The sequence below is a fragment of the Bradyrhizobium sp. 521_C7_N1_3 genome (assembly GCF_052075975.1).
GTDB lineage: Bacteria > Pseudomonadota > Alphaproteobacteria > Rhizobiales > Xanthobacteraceae > Bradyrhizobium > Bradyrhizobium japonicum.
In genome coordinates this window covers 8,437,761-8,454,633 of sequence record NZ_CP197232.1, presented here as the reverse complement: position 1 = coordinate 8,454,633, position 16,873 = coordinate 8,437,761, and the positions used below count along the sequence as shown (strand labels likewise).

Sequence of the window (16,873 nt, the reverse complement as noted above, 5' to 3'; positions counted from 1 at the left end):
AGATGACCGAACCTATCGTCCTTGCCCCGCGCGCCACAGCGCATCCAGGCCATGCCGATAGGTTGGATGGGCAAGCGTGATACCGAGCTCGTGCTTCAATTTCGCGTTGGAGACCCGGGCACTGCTGGCATAGAAGCTGCGGGCCATCGCCGACATCTCGGCAGTCTCGAACGGCTCTTCGGGAGGTGGCGCAAGGTCCATCAGTTTCGCCGCATAAGCGATCACATCCTGCGGCGGCGCCGGCTCGTCGTCGCAGACGTTCCAGGTGCCGCCGTCACTGTGCTTCACTGCGGCCATGATCGCGCTCGCGATGTCGTCGGCGTGGATGCGGTTGAACACTTGCCCCGGCTTGATGATGCGCCGGGCCGTCCCCGCCCGCAAGGTCATCAGCGCGTTGCGGCCGGGACCGTAAATGCCCGCAAGCCGCAGGATCGCGACATCGCCGCGCGCCGCGGCGGTCCAGGCTTGCTCCGCCGCAACGCGCGTTCGCGTGCGGTCGAGGGTGGCCTGCGGCGGCGTGCTCTCGTCCACCCAGCGGCCTGCGTGATCGCCATAGACGCCGATGGTGGAGAGATAGACGATTTTCCGCCGCCGGCCCGCGAGCGTGTCGCCAAGGGCCGCAATTGCGGGGTCGCCCGCGCTGCCGGGCGGGATCGATATGAGAAGGACGTCGGCGTCGCGGACTCGCTCGAGCACCTCGCGGGCCGGACTGCTGCCGGAAAAGGCGTGCACCTCGATGCCGGCAAGGTCGTTTCGCTTGCCGGGATCGCGCACGGTGCCGGCGATATGCGAGAAGGCGCCGCCGAATTGTCTGACGAAATGCCGGACACTGTAGCCGAGGCCGAGGATGAAGAGCCGCATGCGTCTGCCGTGCTGGAGTTCCCGCTCGCGCGAGCCGCGCGCCGTTCGCTCATAAGGGATTTTTGGGTCCGGCAAAAGATATTGCAATTTTACTCGGCCGCCAGGCCAGGCGATGCTCGCTCGTCAGGAGGGAGGCATCGGTCATGCAGGCAGAAGCGCCGGCCGCAGTGCCATGCGGTGCCGGGGAGTTGATCGGGCGTGCCGCCGCGCTGATCTTCGATGTCGACGGTACGCTGGCCGAGACCGAGGAGCTGCATCGGCAGGCCTTCAACCACGCCTTTGTTCGCCACGGTCTCGACTGGCAGTGGGACCGGGCCGTCTACAAGGAGCTGCTGCGGGTGACGGGCGGCAAGGAGCGCATGCGCGCCTTTCACGCGAGGCTGCAGGCCGCGGCGCCATTGCCGGATGCCGATATCGCAGCCCTTCACCGCATCAAGACCGCGCATTACGCCGAGCTGATCGAAACCGGCTGCTGTCCCTTGAGGCCCGGCGTAACGCAACTCCTCACGGCCGCGAAGGCCCGCGGCCAGCGGCTTGCGATCGCAACCACCACCTCGCACGGCAATATCGATGCGCTGCTGTCGCAGGCGCTGGGAACGCGCTGGGCGGCGGATTTTGATGCGGTCGTCGCCGGCGACGATGTCCGCCACAAGAAGCCGGCGCCGGATGTCTATCTGGAAACCCTGGCGCGGCTGAAGCTGGGCGCAGCCGACTGCGTCGCGATCGAGGATTCCCGCAACGGCCTGATCGCGGCCTCGCGGGCGAACATTCCGGTGCTCATCACCAGGAGCATGTACTTTCGGGACGATGATTTCAGTGCGGCGCAGGTCGTGCTGGACGATTTGTCGGAACTCGCGGGCTCAAAACAAAAAACTGAAAAACAACCCCATGCACAGTAGAAGGCGCCGGCCCGCCCGCCGCGGTCAGTGGACGCGGTGGCTCGTTCTATCGTCTTCAGCCTGCTCGACAATCTGCGCGATTGGGCTCGACTGATGGTGCACCAGCCGCCAGCCGTCGCCGACGCGCCGAAAATGGTTGGCAGCGGCCAAAGCGGTACCGTCGACGATCTCGATGCAGAGCACGCGCGCGCTGTCGCCGTCGACGATCGCCTGCGGTTCGGCGCAAACGATCTGCGGCCGCTCCGGATTTTGCAGGATGTCGCGCCAGCTGCCGATCACCGTGGCCCGGCCGATGATGGCCGGCCAGCCGGGATGGATGCAGGAAATGGCGTCGTCATCCGCCCACATCCGCTCCATTTCGTCGAAGTCGCCCGTTGAAAAGGCGGCGTAGAAGGCCGCGTTCGCGGCGATGACCTTATTGTCCTTTGCCATGCCTCTCGGGTGGGGCAATGGCAGGCAAAAATCAAGCGCGACTTCCGTCCGACTTTGCGTTCGACCTGGACCGCAGTGCAGCATTGCCTGCTTTGTGGTCACGCCGAGACAAGTGCCTCCACTGCCCGCCGCGCACCGTCCTTATAAAGACGGCCGAGCGCCGTGGTCACGGCCTCGCGCAGGCGCGGTTCGGTGCCCAGCGGTCCGAACACTTTCTCGACTCCGAGCAACGCGGGCGCGAGCCGTTCGGCGACGGGACCCATCTCGCGCGCCAGCGCGGCGAACTCGGCGGCGAGCGGATCGCGAACGTCGATGGCGCGGCCCTGCTCGTCGCGTGCGGTGACGTAACGCATCCAGCCGGCCACCGCGAGCGCATGCGTCGCGATCGGCAGATCTTTGCGCAGGCGATCCTGCATCGCGCCGAGCAGGCGCTGCGGAAGCTTTTGCGAGCCGTCCATCGCGATCTGCCAGGTACGGTGATGCAGCGCCGGGTTGGCGAAGCGCTTGAGCAGCGAGGCGCGATAGGCGGCGAGATCGGTGCCAACAGGCATCGTCAGCGTCACCGCGGCCTCTTCCATCACCTGCGCGGCGAGACGGGCGAAATGCGGGTCCAGCATGGTGTCGGCGATGGTCTCGTAGCCCGCGAGATAGCCGAGATAGGCCAGCGCCGAATGGCTGGCGTTGAGCAGCCGCAGCTTCATCAGCTCGAACGGCTTGACGTCGGCGACGAGCTCGACGCCGGCGGCGGCGAAATCGGGCCGCCCCGCCGTGAAGCGGTCCTCGACCACCCATTGCGTGAACGGCTCGGTCATCACAGGCCAGGCGTCGCGCATGCCGAGCGCGTTCGAGACCGCATCCCGGTCGGCGTCCGTCGTCTCTGGCACGATGCGGTCGACCATCGTCGACGGGAAGGCGGTACTATCGGCGATCCATTTGCCGAGGTCCTTCGAGCGAAGCGCGGCGAACTGCGTCACGATCCGCTGCACGGTGTGGCCGTTGGCGGCGAGGTTGTCGCAGCAGAGCACGGTGAAGGGCGCAAGCCCCTGCGCCCGCCGGCGGGCCAGTGCGGCGACGATGAAGCCGGGCGCCGAGCGCGGCGCGTCAAGATTGTTGAGATCGTGCACGACATCCGGATGCCGCTCGTCGAGATCGCCGGTTTGCGGCGTGTGGCAATAGCCCTTCTCGGTGACCGTCAGCGAGACGATGCGAATGGCGGGATCGGCCATCCGATCGACCAGTGCTGCCGGCTTCTCGCGCGCGACGACGCTGTCGAGCAGTGCACCGATGACGCGGTGTTCGGTGCCCTCGGCGGCACGTACGGCGACAGTGTAGAAATGATCCTGCGGGGCGAGGGCGTCGCGCGTGTCCGGGCTGCGCAGGCTCGCGCCGACGATGCCCCAGGACGAGCCGCCTGCGGCAAGGCAGTCGTCGATGACGACGGCTTGGTGCGCGCGATGAAAGGCGCCCAGGCCCAAATGCACGATGCCGGGCGTAACGCGCGAACGGTCATAGGCCGGGCGGCGGATGGCGGACGGCAGCCGGTCGAGATTGGCGCGGCCAAGACGCGTTGAATTATGGCGCATGGTCGTCTCTCCCTGTGTTTGGCCGCTGCTTGACATGGCGCCCGTCCTCGGTCAATGCTCCGGTCAATTGGTAAGACCAATTTTCCAAAATTGGCGGGCCGCCGGGACGCGATGCTTCCCGGCGAGACCCTTTCGGGGAGGCCAGCGTGCCGCTGGAAGCTGTGGAGGCGAGACGGCTTTACCGCCAGGTCGCCGATCAATTGCGAAGCCTGATCGACAGCGGCGAGTACGCGGTCGGCAGCCGCTTGCCGACCGAGCGCGAGCTCGCCGAGCAGCTCAGGATCTCGCGGCCGACGGTGCGCGAAGCCCTGATCGCGCTCGAGGTCGAGGGCCGCGTCCGCATCCGCGTCGGCTCAGGCATCTATGTGATCGACCCCGCGGACGCCGCGCCCACACCGCCAGCCGCCGGCATCGAAGGTCCGTTCGAGCTTCTCCGCGCCCGTGAATTCCTGGAAAGCGCGATCGCCGAGCAGGCGGCGCGCGTGGCGACCAAGGACGATATCGCCCGCATCGATGCGTCGCTTGTCGCGATGGAGAATGTCGAGCATCCCGGCGAGGCCTCGATGGTGCACGACCGTGCCTTCCACGTCGCGATCGCCGGCAGTCTCGGCAATGCCGTGCTGGTGCGCGTGGTCGGCGAGTTGTTCGACCAGCGCCTCAATCCCTATTTCGCGCAGCTTGCGCATTACTTCGAGAGCCCGGGCACGTGGCGCACTGCGCTCGACGAGCATTACGCCGTGCGTGACGCGATCGCGTCGCATGATCCGGACGCCGCGCGCGAGGCCATGCGCAAGCATCTGGCGCGCTCGCAGGAGCGCTTTGCGCAGAACTTTGGTGCCGAGGCCGCCACGGGATCGCCCGCGGAGCAAGGCGGGGTCGCGCGCACGCCGGCGAAACCGGCAAAACCAAAACGCGCGAAGACGCAGGCCAAAAGCGGCAGCGTGCGGCGACGATGAGATTGGGCGGCTCGTCCCGGTTTTCGGGCGGGCGAACAAGAAGCAGACTTTAGTCAGTGGAGGATAAGTCAGTGTTGAAGAAGATGACGATGGTGCTGGCGACTTCGGTCGCGGCGATGTTCGCGGCGACCAATCCCGGCATGGCGCAGACCAAGCTGAAATGGGCCCATGTCTACGAGACCTCGGAGCCGTTCCACACCGCCTCGGTCTGGGCCGCGCAGGAGATCGGCAAGCGCACCAACGGGCGCTATACGGTCGACGTTTATCCGGCGTCGCAGCTCGGCAAGGAAGCCGACATCAACCAGGGCCTCTCGCTCGGCTCGGTCGACATCATCATCTCCGGCTCGAGCTTCGCGGCCAAGAGCTTCGCGCCGATCGGCGTGACCTACTATCCCTACACCTTCCGCGACGCCGACCATCTCCTTGCCTACACCAAGAGCGACATCTTCAAGGAACTCGCCAAGGGCTATGAGGACAAGAGCGGCCACCACATCGTCGCGGTGACCTATTACGGCGTGCGCCAGACCTCGTCGAACAAGCCGATCAAGACCTGCGCCGACCTCAAGGGCCTGAAGATGCGCGTGCCCGACGTTCCGGCCTATCTGGCGATGCCGCGCGCCTGCGGCGCCAACACCGCGCCGATCGCGTTCGCCGAAGTCTATCTCGCGCTTCAGAACGGCACCGTCGAGGCGCAGGAGAACCCGCTGACCACGATCGAGGCCAAGAAGTTCTACGAAGTGCAGAAGCACATCGTGCTGACCGGCCACATCGTCGACCATCTCAACACGGTGGTGGCGGGCGCGCTCTGGAAGAAGCTCAGCGACGAGGACAAGAAGATCTTCACCGACGTCGCGCAGGAGGCCGCCGCGAAAGCGACCGATGAGATCAAGCAGAACGAGGCCAAGCTGGTTTCCTTCTTCAAGGAGAAGGGCCTGACCGTGACCGAGGTCGACAAGAACGAGTTCCGCGACATCGTGCTGAAGAACGTTCCGTTCGAGACCTTTGGCTATCGCAAGGCCGACTGGGAACGCATCCAGGCGGTGAAATAGCCAGCGCCGTCGTTCCGGGGCTCGCGAAGCGAGAACCCGGAACCTCGAGATTCCGGGTTCGGCTCTTCGAGCCGCCCCGGAGTGACGTTCAAGTCGTTTGAGGAGTAACCCCATGTCCACCGTCGAAGTGCACCGGCAGATCACCGGGGACGAGATCGCCCACACCTTCGAGGAAGAGGCGGTGCCGAAGGTCGATCTCGGCGTCTACGCTTTCGAGGACTGGGTGGCGCTGGTGATCTTCTGGGTGATGGCGCTGGCCGTCTTCCTTCAGTTCTTTACCCGCTACGTCCTCAACGACAGCTATGCCTGGACCGAGGAGATCGCGACCTACTGCCTGATCGGCGTGGTCTTCATCGGCTCCTCGATGTGCGTACGGCTTTCACGGCACATCCAGGTCGACCTGATCTACCGCTATCTGCCGCACATCGTGGCGCGGGCGCTGTCCACGGCGATCGACCTGATCCGGATCGCCTTCTTCGGCTACGCCATCAAGCTGGTCTGGGTCTACATCCAGATCATCGGCGATGAATCGATGACCACGATCAATCTGCCCAAGGACTACGTCTATTACGCCGTGCTCGCGGGCTTCGTGCTGATGTTCCTGCGCTCGGTGCAGGTGGCCATCCAACATTTGCGACAGGGCTATTCGATCCTCGAACGTCCCGGCGCCTACGACGGTTTTGAGGGGTAAAGTTATGCTGCTGTTGCTTGGAGGCTTCCTCATCCTGATGCTGCTCGGCGTTCCCGTGGCGATTGCCATGGCCGCGTCGTCGCTGCTCTACATCCTGGTCAGCGGCGTGACGCCTGACGTCACGCTTGCGCAGCGCATGATCGCCGGCGTCGAGAGCTTTCCGCTGCTCGCGGTGCCGTTCTTCATCCTGGCCGGCAATCTCATGAACATCGCCGGCGTCACCGGCCGCATCTACAAATTCGCGGTTGCGCTGGTCGGCTGGATGCGCGGCGGCCTTGGCCACGTCAACATCATCGGCTCGGTGATCTTCTCCGGCATGTCCGGCACCGCGATCGCGGATGCCGCCGGGCTCGGCACCATCGAAATCAAGGCGATGAAGGACCACGGCTATTCCACCGAATTCTCGGTCGGCGTCACCGCGGCTTCGGCCACGCTCGGGCCCATCATCCCGCCGTCGCTGCCTTTCGTGATCTACGGCATGATGGCGAACGTCTCGATCGGTGCGCTGTTTTTGGGCGGCGTCATTCCCGGCATCGTCATGACGCTGCTGATGATGGCCACCGTCACCTACTTCGCGCACAAGAACAAATGGGGCAGCGACACGCCGTTCTCCTGGCCGCAGCTCGGTTCGGCCGGCCTCGAGATCGCCATCGTGCTGGCTTTCCCGCTCGCGATCTGGCTGATGGTGCTGGCCGGCATGTCGACCAACATGGCCGTTGTCATCGGCCTCGGTACGCTGCTCGCGATCGACTGGTACTTCGACTTCTCCGCGGTGATGGCGCTGATGGCGCCTGTCATCCTGATCGGCGGCATGACGCTCGGCTGGTTCACGCCGACGGAGGCCGCGGTCGCAGCCGTGATCTGGTCGCTGTTCCTCGGCCTCGTCCGCTACCGCACCATGACCTTGAAGACGGTGGCGAAGGCGACCTTCGACACCATCGAGACCACGGCCTCGGTGTTGTTCATCGTCACCGCAGCCTCGATCTTCGCCTGGCTGCTGACGGTGTCGCAGGCAGCCCAAATGCTCTCGGACTGGATGCTCAGCATCACCCACAACAAATGGGTGTTCCTGGCGCTCGCCAACGTCCTGATCCTGTTCGTCGGCTGCTTCATCGACACCACGGCGGCGATCACCATCCTGGTGCCGATCCTGCTGCCGATCGTGCTCAAGCTCGGGATCGATCCGATCCATTTCGGCCTGATCATGACGCTGAACCTGATGATCGGCCTGTTGCATCCGCCGCTCGGCATGGTGCTGTTCGTGCTCGCCCGCGTGGCCAAGCTCTCGGTCGAGCGCACGACGGTCGCGATCCTGCCCTGGCTGGTGCCGCTAATGGTCGCGCTGATCGCGATCACCTACATTCCCGAACTGACCCTCTGGCTGCCTAAATACATGGGACTCTCCAAATGACCTCCACCGCTCTCGCCGCAACCCTGTTCGGCCCCGAAGATCTGCGCATGATCGAGCATCCGCTCGATCGGCTCGCTGATGGCATGGTGCGCATCCGCTTCGGCGCCGGCGGCATCTGCGGCTCCGACATGCACTATTTCCGTCATGCCCGGACCGGCGATTTCGTCGTGAAGTCGCCGCTGGTGCTCGGCCACGAGATCTCCGGCGAGGTCGTCGAGATCGCAGGTTCCGCAGCGAACCTCAGGGTAGGCGACCGTGTCGCCGTCAACCCGTCGCGCTGGTGCGGCCATTGCGTCGCCTGCCGCGAGGGACGGCCCAATCTCTGCGAGAACATCTACTTCATGGGCTCGGCCTCGAAGACGCCACACATGCAGGGCGGTTTCGCCAACTATTTCGACGCGGTCCCCGCGCAGTGCGTGAAGATCCCCGACCACGTCTCCTATCAGGCCGCGGCGCTGGCCGAGCCGCTCGCGGTCTGCCTGCATGCGGTGGCGCGCGCCGGCAACATCGAGGGCAAGCGCGGCATCATCTTCGGGGCCGGCCCGATCGGGCTTTTGACCATGCTCGCCGCACACCGCGCCGGCATGGCCGACATCACGGTGGCGGACATCGCGCCGGCACCGCTCGCCTTCGCGACCCGGCTCGGCGCTTCGCATGTCGAGAACGTCTCGGCCGGCGAGGAAGGACTGAAGGCACAGGCCGCATCGCGTCCCTATGACGTCGCGTTCGAGGTCTCGGGCACCGCCGCGGGCCTTGCCAGCGCGATCGGCATCGTCAGGCGCGGCGGCATTGTGGTGCAGATCGGCAATCTGCCGGGCGGCCAGATTCCGACGCCGTCGAATGCGGTGATGGCCAAGGAGATCGACCTGCGCGGCTCGTTCCGCTTCGGCTTCGAGTTCATGACCGCGGTGGAGCTGATCGGCGCCGGCAGCGTCGACGTGCTGTCGCTGGTCACCGCCGAGCGGCCGCTGTCGACCGCGCCGGACGCACTGCGGCTGGCGCTCGACCGCTCGCAGAGCGTCAAGGTCGTGCTGACCGCGAACTGACCCTTTGTTTGACGCGTTTTCTTCGCGCGAACCGGTATCCATTTCGCTCGAAAACGCCTTAGGAGAATTTCGATGATGCTCGAAGGATGGCGCTGGTACGGTCCGGATGATCCGGTGTCTTTGGATGACGTCAGGCAGGCCGGGGCGACGGATATCGTCTCGGCGCTGCACCAGGTGCCGATCGGCGAAGCCTGGACACGCAAGGCGGTCGAGGAGCGCAAGAACTTCATCGAGCGCGGCCAGCCCGGCCGCTCGCAACTGACCTGGTCGGTGGTGGAGTCGATTCCGATCCCCGACGACGTCAAGCGGCTCGGGGCCAAGGCGACGGCCTCGATCGAGGCGTGGATCGCGAGTCTCGAAGCGGTGGCCGCGGCCGGCATCAAGATCATCTGCTACAATTTCATGCCGGTAGTGGACTGGTGCCGCACCGATCTGGAGTGGGAGCTGCCGAACGGTGCCCGCGCCATGCGCTTCGACCAGGACCGATTTGCCGCGTTCGAGCTGCATATCCTGAAGCGTCCCGCCGCCGTTCAGGAGTATTCGCCCGAGCAGCAGGCGCGCGCGAAAAAGCTGTTCGACCAGATGAGCCAGGCGGATATCGACTACCTCGTCATGGTCATCGCCAGCGCGCTGCCGGGCTCGACCACCGAGCCGATGACGATCCCGCAATTCCGTGACCGGCTGGAGACTTACCGCGACATCACGCCAAAGATCCTGCGGCAGCATCTCGCCGAGTTCCTGAGCCGCGTCACGCCGGTCGCCGAGCAACTCGGCGTCTCCCTGACGCTGCATCCCGACGATCCGCCGCGCCCGCTGTTCGGCCTGCCGCGCATTGCCTCGACCGCCGACGATTATCAGGCACTGTTCGATGCCGTGCCATCCAAGGCCAACGGCATCTGCCTGTGTACCGGCTCGCTCGGCGTGCGCGCCGGGAACGATCTGCCTGCGATGGCTGAGCGCTTCGGACCGCGCATCGCCTTCGCCCATCTGCGCGCGACCAAGCGCGAGGCCGACGGCCTGTCCTTCTACGAGTCCGACCATCTCGACGGTGACGTCGACATGGTCGCGGTGCTGAAGGCGCTGTTGAAGGAGAACGCGCGGCGTTCGCCCGACAAGAGAATCGTGTTCCGTCCCGACCACGGCCATCGTATGCTCGACGATCTCGCCGCCACCAAGCGCACCAATCCCGGCTACACCGCGATCGGCCGCCTGCGCGGCCTCGCCGAACTCCGTGGAGCCATCAGGGCGATCGAGCATCGATAGGAGACCGGCGGCGCCATCAGGCGAGAGATCGCCGCGATGGCGGCCGCTGACAGCATCGGCGGCGCGATGGCAAGATGATCGACGCGCAGAACATGCCGCGAGCGGAGTTGAGAAAATGCGCCTGGCACAGTGTCATAACTTCCACGATTTCCGGCGGCTGGCGCGCCGCCGACTGCCCGGTCCGATCTTCGACTACATCGATGGCGCGGCCGACGATGAGACCACTTATCGCCGCAACAGCGCGAGCTTCGAGCATTGCGACCTTCTGCCCAGCGTGCTGCGCGGCGTGCAGGACGTCGATCTCTCGGTCACCATCATGGGCCAGAAGCTCGCGCTGCCGTTCTACTGTTCGCCGACCGCCTTGCAGCGCCTGTTCCATCATGAAGGCGAGCGTGCCGTCGCCGCTGCCGCGGCGAGCTACGGCACCATGTTCGGCGTCTCCTCGCTGGGCACGGTGTCGCTCGAGGAATTGCGCAAGGCCCACGACACGCCGCAGGTCTATCAATTCTATTTCCACCGGGATCGCGGTCTCAACCGTGCCATGATGCAGCGCGCCAAGGACGCGGGCGTCGAGGTGATGATGCTGACGGTCGACAGCATCACCGGAGGAAATCGCGAGCGCGATCTGCGCACCGGCTTCAGCATTCCCTTCCGCCTGACGCCTGCGGGCATGCTGCAGTTCGCGATCAAGCCGATGTGGGGTATCCAGTATGTCAGCCACGAGAAATTCAGGCTGCCGCAACTGGAGGAGCACGTCGACATGAGCGGCGGCGCCATGTCGATCGGCCGCTACTTCACGGACATGCTGGATCCCGCGATGAATTGGGACGATGTCGCGGAGATGGTGCGGACCTGGAACGGCCCGTTCTGCCTGAAGGGGATCATGTCGGTGGAAGACGCGCGCCGCGCGGTCGAGATCGGCTGTGCCGGGATCGTCCTTTCCAATCATGGCGGCCGCCAGCTCGACGGCTCCCGCTCGGCTTTCGATCAGCTCGCCGAAATCGTCGATGCCGTGGGCGACCGCATCGACGTGATGATGGACGGCGGCATCCAGCGCGGAACCCATATCCTGAAAGCGCTGTCGCTCGGGGCCAAGGCGGTCGGGCTTGGACGATACTATCTCTATCCGCTGGCCGCCGCCGGCCGGCCCGGCGTCGAACGAGCCCTCGGCCTGCTGCGGGCCGAGCTCGTGCGCGATATGAAGCTGATGGGATGCACGTCGATCAGCCAGCTATCGCGCGCCAATCTGCGCTTCCGGCCGGGGTAGCGCGCCGTGATCGTTCGGCCTCAATAACAGGCGGCCATCGCGCCGAGTTTCGGATAGAGCCGGTCGATCGCGGCGATCTCGCTTTTCATCTGCGCGATGATCCAGTCGCGGATCTCGGCGGCGATGGGGCGCATCGGCCGGTTGCGCGGCGGCAGGAATTCGCAGATGCGGCGCGTGGTGGTCAGCCGGTCGGAGGCCGGCACCAGTGCGCCGGTCAGGAGCCAGTGCGAGGCCACCGTCAGCCAGCCGAGCGCGATACCCTGGCCGAGCAGGGCGGCCTGCATCACGACGGCATAGTCGGTGAAGCTCAACGCCTTGGCCGCACCACGGCGGCCGGTGAGCAGCGAGGCGTAATCCGCGGCCCAGTCGCCCGGCGTCTCGGCGAGGCGAATGATGGTGTTGCCTTCGGCGGGATCGGTCTCGCCGAGATAGCCGGGGCTGCACATCGGCAGCATGACTTCCTTCATCACAAGGGTACCGCCGGATGACGGCTCGTCGCGGTCACGGAAGCGCATGCCGAGGTCGACATTCTCCACCGGTCCGCGCAGCGCGCCGGAGATCAGCTGGAAGCGCAGATCGACCTCGGGAAACTGCTTCTGGAGCTTGTCGATGCGCGGCATCAGCCAATGCGTGGTGAAGGCGGAGGAGACCGACAGCGTCACCGTCTCGGTGCCCTTGCGGCGCCGCTCGATCTCGACGAGCCCGGTCTCGATGCTGCGAAAGCCTTCGAGCACGCGGCGATAAAGCAGCTCGCCTTCCTCGGTGAGCACCGCGCGCCCCGCAGTGCGGTCGAACAGGCGGACGCCGAGATGCTCCTCGAACTGTCCGAGCATCCGGCTCACCGCCGGCTGCGTGACGTTGAGCTCGGCTGCTGCCGCCGTGAAACTGCCATTGCGCGCCGCTGCGTCGAAGACGAACAGGGCGTTACTGGAGGGCAGCATCCGGCGCAGCTCGGGCATAACGCCATGTTATGGACGCGGTGAGAATTTGGCAATTGCCGAGTTTTGCCAAGTCTGGTGTCATTGGCATCGCAGCCTAAAGACAGGGCTTGCGAGCGAAGATTTGGTGCGGTGCACGCTTCGACCGTAAGTGCTCAACATTCCTGTCTATAAAGCAGGCTTATGGCGCGCAGTGAGGCACGCCATTGCAGGGAACGAGGCGAGGTCGATCGTTGGACAAACGAGCGGAAAGCGTCGAAATCAGGTCCGCGAGCAAGGCGTATGGCGCCGTTCGCGCTCTCGACGACGTTTCGCTCAATGTCGGCGCCGGCGAATTCGTCTCGCTGCTCGGGCCCTCCGGCTCCGGCAAGACCACGCTGCTTGGAATTCTCGGCGGCTTCATCCTGCCATCGCGCGGAACCATCCTGTTCGGCGGTCGTGACGTCACCTGGATGCCGCCGCACCAGCGCGACATCGGCGTGGTGTTCCAGAACTACGCACTGTTCCCGCATATGAGCGTCGGCGAGAACGTCGCCTTTCCCCTGCGCGCACGGCGCCTGCCGAAAGCGAGCTGGCCCGACAAGGTGCGCGCAGCGCTCGCGATGGTCGGTCTCGCCGGCTATGAAGAGCGCGGCATCGCGCAGCTCTCCGGCGGCCAGCGCCAGCGCGTGGCGCTGGCGCGTGCGATGATCTTCGAGCCGCGCCTGATCCTGATGGACGAGCCGCTCTCCGCGCTCGACAAGCAGCTCCGTGAATCCATGCAGATCGAGCTGCGCGCGCTGCACCGGCGCATCGGCGCCACCATCATCTACGTCACCCACGACCAGCGCGAGGCGCTGACCATGAGCGACCGCGTCGCCGTGATGAAGGACGGCCGGCTGATCCAGATCGACGCGCCCGAGCGGCTGCACGATCATCCTGCGGATTCCTTCGTCGCGAGCTTCATCGGGGAAGCGACGATGCTGCCGGTTCGCCGCGTCGATGCGTCCAGCGTCGCGCTCGGCAATGCGCTGCTGCGCAGCGCCCGCGCCATTCCCTCCGGCGATGCCCTGATGCTCGCCGTGCACAGCGAAAAGCTCTTGATCGACGACGGCGCGCAGGATGCCGCCTGCAACCGGCTGACCGGAACGGTCACCGACATCGTCTACCAGGGCGAGAGCCTCCGCATCTTCCTGGCGCTCGCAGATGGCATCGCGCTCAGCCTGCGCCAGCCGAGCTATCACCAGGCCTACAGCCGCATCCCGCCGCTCGGCGGCAGCCTCACCGTGACCCTTCACCCCGAGGACACCATCGTTGTCCCCAGGGCGGGGGACTGAACTCAAGCCTTGTTCAACCGAGAGAAGAAGCCAAAAATGTCGTCAGCAGCCTCGTTCAGCAATTTCAAGGTTCTCACCTTCGACGTCGTCGGCACCTTGATCGATTTCGAGACCGGCGTGCTCTCCGCGGTGCGCAAGATCTCCGGCAAGTCGCCGGCCGAGCTCAGCGACGAGCAGATCTTCGAGCCCTACAAGCGCGGCCGCGACAAGCATTATGAGCGCTCGAGCGAGGCGATGTTCCACGTCTATCGCCATCTCGCCAAGGAGCTCGGACTTCCCTCCGACGATGCGTCCTGCGATGTGTTCCAGCTCTCGGTGCTGCGCTGGGGGCCGTTCGCGGATTCGGTCGAGGCGCTGAAGCGCCTGCGCACGAAGTTCCGGCTGGTGGCGATGACCAATGCGGACCGCGTCGCGCTCTCCTGCTACGCGCACGCGCTGGGCAATCCCTTCGACGACACCGTCTGCGCTGACGATACCGGTGTCGCCAAGCCGAACCCGGAGTTCTTCGCTTACAACAAGGGGCGTCAGTCCGCCTTCGGCTACAAGCAGTCCGACATCCTGCACGTCGCGCAGAGCCAGTACCACGACATCGGGATCGCGCGAAAGCTCGGCTACAAGGTGTGCTGGATCGAGCGCCGCCAGGGCATCGCCGGTTTCGGCGGCACGCCGGCAGTGGAGACGCTGACCAAGCCGGACTTCCACTTCCCGACGCTGAAGGCGCTGGCGGACGCGGCGATCGGACCGGCGGCGTAAGGCATGAGCGGCGGCATGACACGGGACTGGAGCGCATTGCCATCGGCCAACTCGCTGTGGGAAGCCACGGCGGAGCCGGCGCGCGCGTTTCCCGTGCTGTCGGGCGAGCGACAGGCGGATGTGGTGATCATCGGTGCGGGCTACACGGGCCTCTCCGCGGCGCACCACATCGCCAAGAGCGGGCTTAGCCCCATCGTGCTGGAGGCGAACCGCCCCGGCTGGGGCGCGAGCGGGCGCAATGGCGGGGTGATCACCGCGAAATTTCGGCTGTCGTTCCGCGAGATCGACGCCGCGCATGGCCGCGCCATGGCGCAGCGCATGTACGAGATCGCGCATGAATCGACTGACATGGTCGAGGAGCTCGTCTCCGAGTTCGGTATCACCAGCGCGGCGCTGACGCGCACGGGCCAGGTCAAGGCCGCGCATAACGAGACGACGCTGAAGGCCGCGATCGACGAGGCCAACTGGATGACGCGCGAGATGGGCTCGGCCGAAGTCCGCATCCTCGACAAAAGCGGCGTGCGCGAGGAGACCGGCTCCGACATCTTCGTCGGCGGCGTGCTCAATCCCGGCTCCGGCGGCATCCATCCGCTGAACTATCTGCGCGGGCTCGCCGATGGCGTCGCGCGCCGTGGCGTTCCGATCTTCCAGGAATCGCCGGTGGTCAAACTCCGGCGCGAGAACGGCGGCATCGTCGCCGAGACGCCGCAAGGCGCGGTGCGCGCGAAACAGGCGATCATCGCCACCAACAGCTATTCCGACCTGACTGATGCGACCGCGCACATGCAGCGCACGCTGATCCCGTTCCGCAGCGCCATGGTCGCGACCGAGCAGCTGCCGCGCAACCTGGCGGGAAAGCTGATGCCGACGGGGCGCACCTACACCGAGACCAAGCGCATGATGCGCTGGTTCCGCATGGTCGACAACCGCGTCATCTTCGGCGGCCGCGGCGCTTTCGGCAAGCAGGACTCGCAAGCCGCCTTCGACGCCTTGCGCAAGGCGATGGTCGGCATCTTCCCGGATCTCGCCGACGTGCCGGTCGCCTACAAATGGTCGGGCCTCGTCGGCATGACGCTGGACTCGGTGCCGCATATCGGCCGGCTCGACGACCGCACGCTGGTCTCGATGGGCTACAATGGCGCCGGCGTTGCGATGTCGAGCCTGATGGGCCGCTATCTCGCCGCCTTTGTCCGCGGCGAGACGCCCGAGGTCGGCCTGCTCGATATCAGGCGCATGAAGGCGATCCCGTTCTATCCGCTGCGCGAGCCCGCCGTGCGCATGGTGGCCGGCTGGTACCAGTTTCTCGATGCGATCGGTCAGTGAGATTATTTGGTGATGGAGGAGGTGAGGATGATGACGACACGCAATTTTGGATTGGGCTGTGCCGTGCTGGGCGCAATCGGATTTACCACCGCGGCCAGCGCCGCCGAGCAGATCACCTTCGTCTCGCAAGGGGGTGCCTATCAGGCGGCGCAGACGGTGGCGATCCTCGATCCCTCCGCCAAGAAGCTCGGCATCACCATCAACCAGGACTCCATTCCCGACGCCTGGCCCGCGATCAAGACGCAGGTCGGCAGCGGCAAGCCGATCTGGGATGTCGTGGACACACCCACCGGCTATTGCCTGCGCGGCGGCGAGCAGGGGCTGATCGAGAAGCTCGACTTCTCGAAGATTCCGAACGCTGCGGCGATGCCGGAGGCGTATCGCAGCCCCTATTCGGTGTCCTACGAGTTCTATTCCAGCGTGCTGGCCTACAGCCAGAAGACGTTTCCGAAGGACGCGCCGAACAGCTGGGTGGATTTCTGGGACGTCAAGAAATTCCCCGGCCGCCGTGCGTTGCGCAACCACCCGATCGCCACGCTCGAGGCAGCGCTGATGGCCGACGGCGTCGCGCCCGACAAGCTCTACCCGCTCGACGTCGACCGCGCCTTCAAGAAGCTGGAAGAGATCAAGCCGCATATCACGGTGTGGTGGACCTCAGGTGCGCAGTCGGCGCAGCTCCTCAATGACGGCGAGGTCGACATGGAGATGGCCTGGAACGGCCGCGTCAGCGCGGTGGCCAAGGAGGGTGCAAAGGTCTCCTTCACCTACAATCAGGGCGTCCTTCAGAGCACCTCGCTCTGCATCCTCAAGGGCGCGCCGAATCTGGAGACGGCGGTCAAATTCGTCAACGAGGCCGTCGATCCCGTGCATCAGGCCAATCTGCCGCTCAACATCGACTACGGTCCGGGCAACCCGAAGGCGTTCGAGACTGGCGTGATCAAGCCCGAGCGCGCCGCTCAATTGCCGAGCGAGCCGGCCAACGCGGCCAAGCAGGCGCTGATGTCCTACGCCTGGTGGTCCTCGCCCGCGGGCGAGGCCGCCGAGAAGCGCTGGGCGTCCTTCATGCAGAAGTGAGCGAGGCAGCG

The 16,873-nt window shown here is 65.5% G+C and carries 16 protein-coding genes; 12 read left to right on the top strand and 4 right to left on the bottom strand.

Features of this window, described 5'->3' with window-relative positions; all coding sequences use genetic code 11:
• Nucleotides 1-12 precede the first annotated feature (12 nt).
• Complete coding sequence (locus AB7008_RS39760) at nt 13-861, bottom strand: NAD-dependent epimerase/dehydratase family protein (RefSeq protein WP_441260571.1); 849 nt, start codon at nt 859-861, stop codon at nt 13-15.
• Nucleotides 862-1,004: 143 nt separating this feature from the next.
• Here AB7008_RS39760 and AB7008_RS39755 point away from each other — a divergent pair, with 143 nt between their 5' ends.
• Entirely contained in the window at nt 1,005-1,760 is a 756-nt protein-coding gene (locus AB7008_RS39755; protein WP_441260570.1) for an HAD family hydrolase, read from the top strand.
• Between the two features lie 24 nt (nt 1,761-1,784).
• Here the strand turns inward: AB7008_RS39755 and AB7008_RS39750 are convergent, their stop codons facing one another.
• Together AB7008_RS39750 and AB7008_RS39745 are read right to left on the bottom strand one after the other, a co-directional pair.
• On the bottom strand, nt 1,785-2,192 hold the full coding sequence (locus AB7008_RS39750) for a nuclear transport factor 2 family protein (protein WP_014492699.1): 408 nt from the start codon (nt 2,190-2,192) through the stop codon (nt 1,785-1,787).
• 98 nt (nt 2,193-2,290) lie between these two features.
• The gene (locus AB7008_RS39745; protein WP_441260569.1) at nt 2,291-3,775 is read right to left on the bottom strand and encodes a mannitol dehydrogenase family protein; all 1,485 of its coding nucleotides are present in this window, start codon (nt 3,773-3,775) and stop codon (nt 2,291-2,293) included.
• A gap of 146 nt (nt 3,776-3,921) precedes the next feature.
• Here AB7008_RS39745 and AB7008_RS39740 point away from each other — a divergent pair, with 146 nt between their 5' ends.
• The 7 genes from AB7008_RS39740 (at nt 3,922) to AB7008_RS39710 (ending at nt 11,458) form a co-directional block, all read left to right on the top strand.
• On the top strand, nt 3,922-4,731 hold the full coding sequence (locus AB7008_RS39740; protein WP_248879711.1) for a FadR/GntR family transcriptional regulator: 810 nt from the start codon (nt 3,922-3,924) through the stop codon (nt 4,729-4,731).
• An 89-nt stretch (nt 4,732-4,820) separates the two neighbouring features.
• Entirely contained in the window at nt 4,821-5,780 is a 960-nt protein-coding gene (locus AB7008_RS39735; RefSeq protein WP_304494260.1) for a sialic acid TRAP transporter substrate-binding protein SiaP, read from the top strand.
• A gap of 112 nt (nt 5,781-5,892) precedes the next feature.
• Nucleotides 5,893-6,471 (top strand): TRAP transporter small permease, encoded by a 579-nt coding sequence (locus AB7008_RS39730; protein WP_028160739.1) that lies wholly within the window; start codon nt 5,893-5,895, stop codon nt 6,469-6,471.
• A gap of 4 nt (nt 6,472-6,475) precedes the next feature.
• On the top strand, nt 6,476-7,882 hold the full coding sequence (locus tag AB7008_RS39725) for a TRAP transporter large permease (protein ID WP_028160738.1): 1,407 nt from the start codon (nt 6,476-6,478) through the stop codon (nt 7,880-7,882).
• Nucleotides 7,879-8,928 carry an L-idonate 5-dehydrogenase gene (locus AB7008_RS39720; protein ID WP_304491245.1) on the top strand — a complete coding sequence of 350 codons (1,050 nt, stop codon included), beginning with the start codon at nt 7,879-7,881 and terminating at the stop codon, nt 8,926-8,928. Before AB7008_RS39725 ends, AB7008_RS39720 begins: the two co-directional genes overlap by 4 nt.
• Before the next feature lie 72 nt (nt 8,929-9,000).
• Nucleotides 9,001-10,191 carry a mannonate dehydratase gene (gene uxuA, locus AB7008_RS39715; protein ID WP_441260568.1) on the top strand — a complete coding sequence of 397 codons (1,191 nt, stop codon included), beginning with the start codon at nt 9,001-9,003 and terminating at the stop codon, nt 10,189-10,191.
• A 115-nt stretch (nt 10,192-10,306) separates the two neighbouring features.
• A complete protein-coding gene (locus tag AB7008_RS39710; protein ID WP_248879707.1) occupies nt 10,307-11,458 on the top strand; it encodes an alpha-hydroxy acid oxidase in 1,152 nt (383 codons plus the stop codon).
• A gap of 20 nt (nt 11,459-11,478) precedes the next feature.
• Here AB7008_RS39710 and AB7008_RS39705 read toward each other — a convergent pair whose 3' ends face one another.
• Entirely contained in the window at nt 11,479-12,417 is a 939-nt protein-coding gene (locus AB7008_RS39705; RefSeq protein ID WP_028160735.1) for a LysR family transcriptional regulator, read from the bottom strand.
• A gap of 212 nt (nt 12,418-12,629) precedes the next feature.
• On the opposite strand from AB7008_RS39705, the gene AB7008_RS39700 reads away from it, so the two are divergent.
• The 4 genes from AB7008_RS39700 to AB7008_RS39685 are packed head-to-tail and all read left to right on the top strand — an operon-like array spanning nt 12,630 to nt 16,862.
• On the top strand, nt 12,630-13,712 hold the full coding sequence (locus AB7008_RS39700; protein ID WP_014492709.1) for an ABC transporter ATP-binding protein: 1,083 nt from the start codon (nt 12,630-12,632) through the stop codon (nt 13,710-13,712).
• A gap of 36 nt (nt 13,713-13,748) precedes the next feature.
• Complete coding sequence (locus AB7008_RS39695) at nt 13,749-14,465, top strand: HAD family hydrolase (RefSeq protein WP_014492710.1); 717 nt, start codon at nt 13,749-13,751, stop codon at nt 14,463-14,465.
• 15 nt (nt 14,466-14,480) lie between these two features.
• A complete protein-coding gene (locus AB7008_RS39690; protein WP_441260567.1) occupies nt 14,481-15,788 on the top strand; it encodes an NAD(P)/FAD-dependent oxidoreductase in 1,308 nt (435 codons plus the stop codon).
• A gap of 27 nt (nt 15,789-15,815) precedes the next feature.
• Nucleotides 15,816-16,862: an ABC transporter substrate-binding protein gene (locus AB7008_RS39685; protein WP_028160732.1), complete on the top strand. Its 1,047-nt coding sequence runs from the start codon at nt 15,816-15,818 to the stop codon at nt 16,860-16,862.
• Nucleotides 16,863-16,873: the final 11 nt, after the last annotated feature.

What these genes read in the sequence shown, in the direction of transcription:
- AB7008_RS39705 (WP_028160735.1), bottom strand. Translation starts at nt 12,417, where the DNA reads ATGCCCGAGCTGCGCCGGATGCTGCCCTCCAGTAACGCCCTGTTCGTC.
- AB7008_RS39750 (WP_014492699.1), bottom strand. Translation starts at nt 2,192, where the DNA reads ATGGCAAAGGACAATAAGGTCATCGCCGCGAACGCGGCCTTCTACGCC.
- AB7008_RS39720 (WP_304491245.1), top strand. Translation starts at nt 7,879, where the DNA reads ATGACCTCCACCGCTCTCGCCGCAACCCTGTTCGGCCCCGAAGATCTG.
- AB7008_RS39745 (WP_441260569.1), bottom strand. Translation starts at nt 3,775, where the DNA reads ATGCGCCATAATTCAACGCGTCTTGGCCGCGCCAATCTCGACCGGCTG.
- AB7008_RS39760 (WP_441260571.1), bottom strand. Translation starts at nt 861, where the DNA reads ATGCGGCTCTTCATCCTCGGCCTCGGCTACAGTGTCCGGCATTTCGTC.
- AB7008_RS39755 (WP_441260570.1), top strand. Translation starts at nt 1,005, where the DNA reads ATGCAGGCAGAAGCGCCGGCCGCAGTGCCATGCGGTGCCGGGGAGTTG.
- uxuA (WP_441260568.1), top strand. Translation starts at nt 9,001, where the DNA reads ATGATGCTCGAAGGATGGCGCTGGTACGGTCCGGATGATCCGGTGTCT.
- AB7008_RS39730 (WP_028160739.1), top strand. Translation starts at nt 5,893, where the DNA reads ATGTCCACCGTCGAAGTGCACCGGCAGATCACCGGGGACGAGATCGCC.
- AB7008_RS39695 (WP_014492710.1), top strand. Translation starts at nt 13,749, where the DNA reads ATGTCGTCAGCAGCCTCGTTCAGCAATTTCAAGGTTCTCACCTTCGAC.
- AB7008_RS39725 (WP_028160738.1), top strand. Translation starts at nt 6,476, where the DNA reads ATGCTGCTGTTGCTTGGAGGCTTCCTCATCCTGATGCTGCTCGGCGTT.
- AB7008_RS39710 (WP_248879707.1), top strand. Translation starts at nt 10,307, where the DNA reads ATGCGCCTGGCACAGTGTCATAACTTCCACGATTTCCGGCGGCTGGCG.
- AB7008_RS39735 (WP_304494260.1), top strand. Translation starts at nt 4,821, where the DNA reads ATGGTGCTGGCGACTTCGGTCGCGGCGATGTTCGCGGCGACCAATCCC.
- AB7008_RS39685 (WP_028160732.1), top strand. Translation starts at nt 15,816, where the DNA reads ATGATGACGACACGCAATTTTGGATTGGGCTGTGCCGTGCTGGGCGCA.
- AB7008_RS39690 (WP_441260567.1), top strand. Translation starts at nt 14,481, where the DNA reads ATGACACGGGACTGGAGCGCATTGCCATCGGCCAACTCGCTGTGGGAA.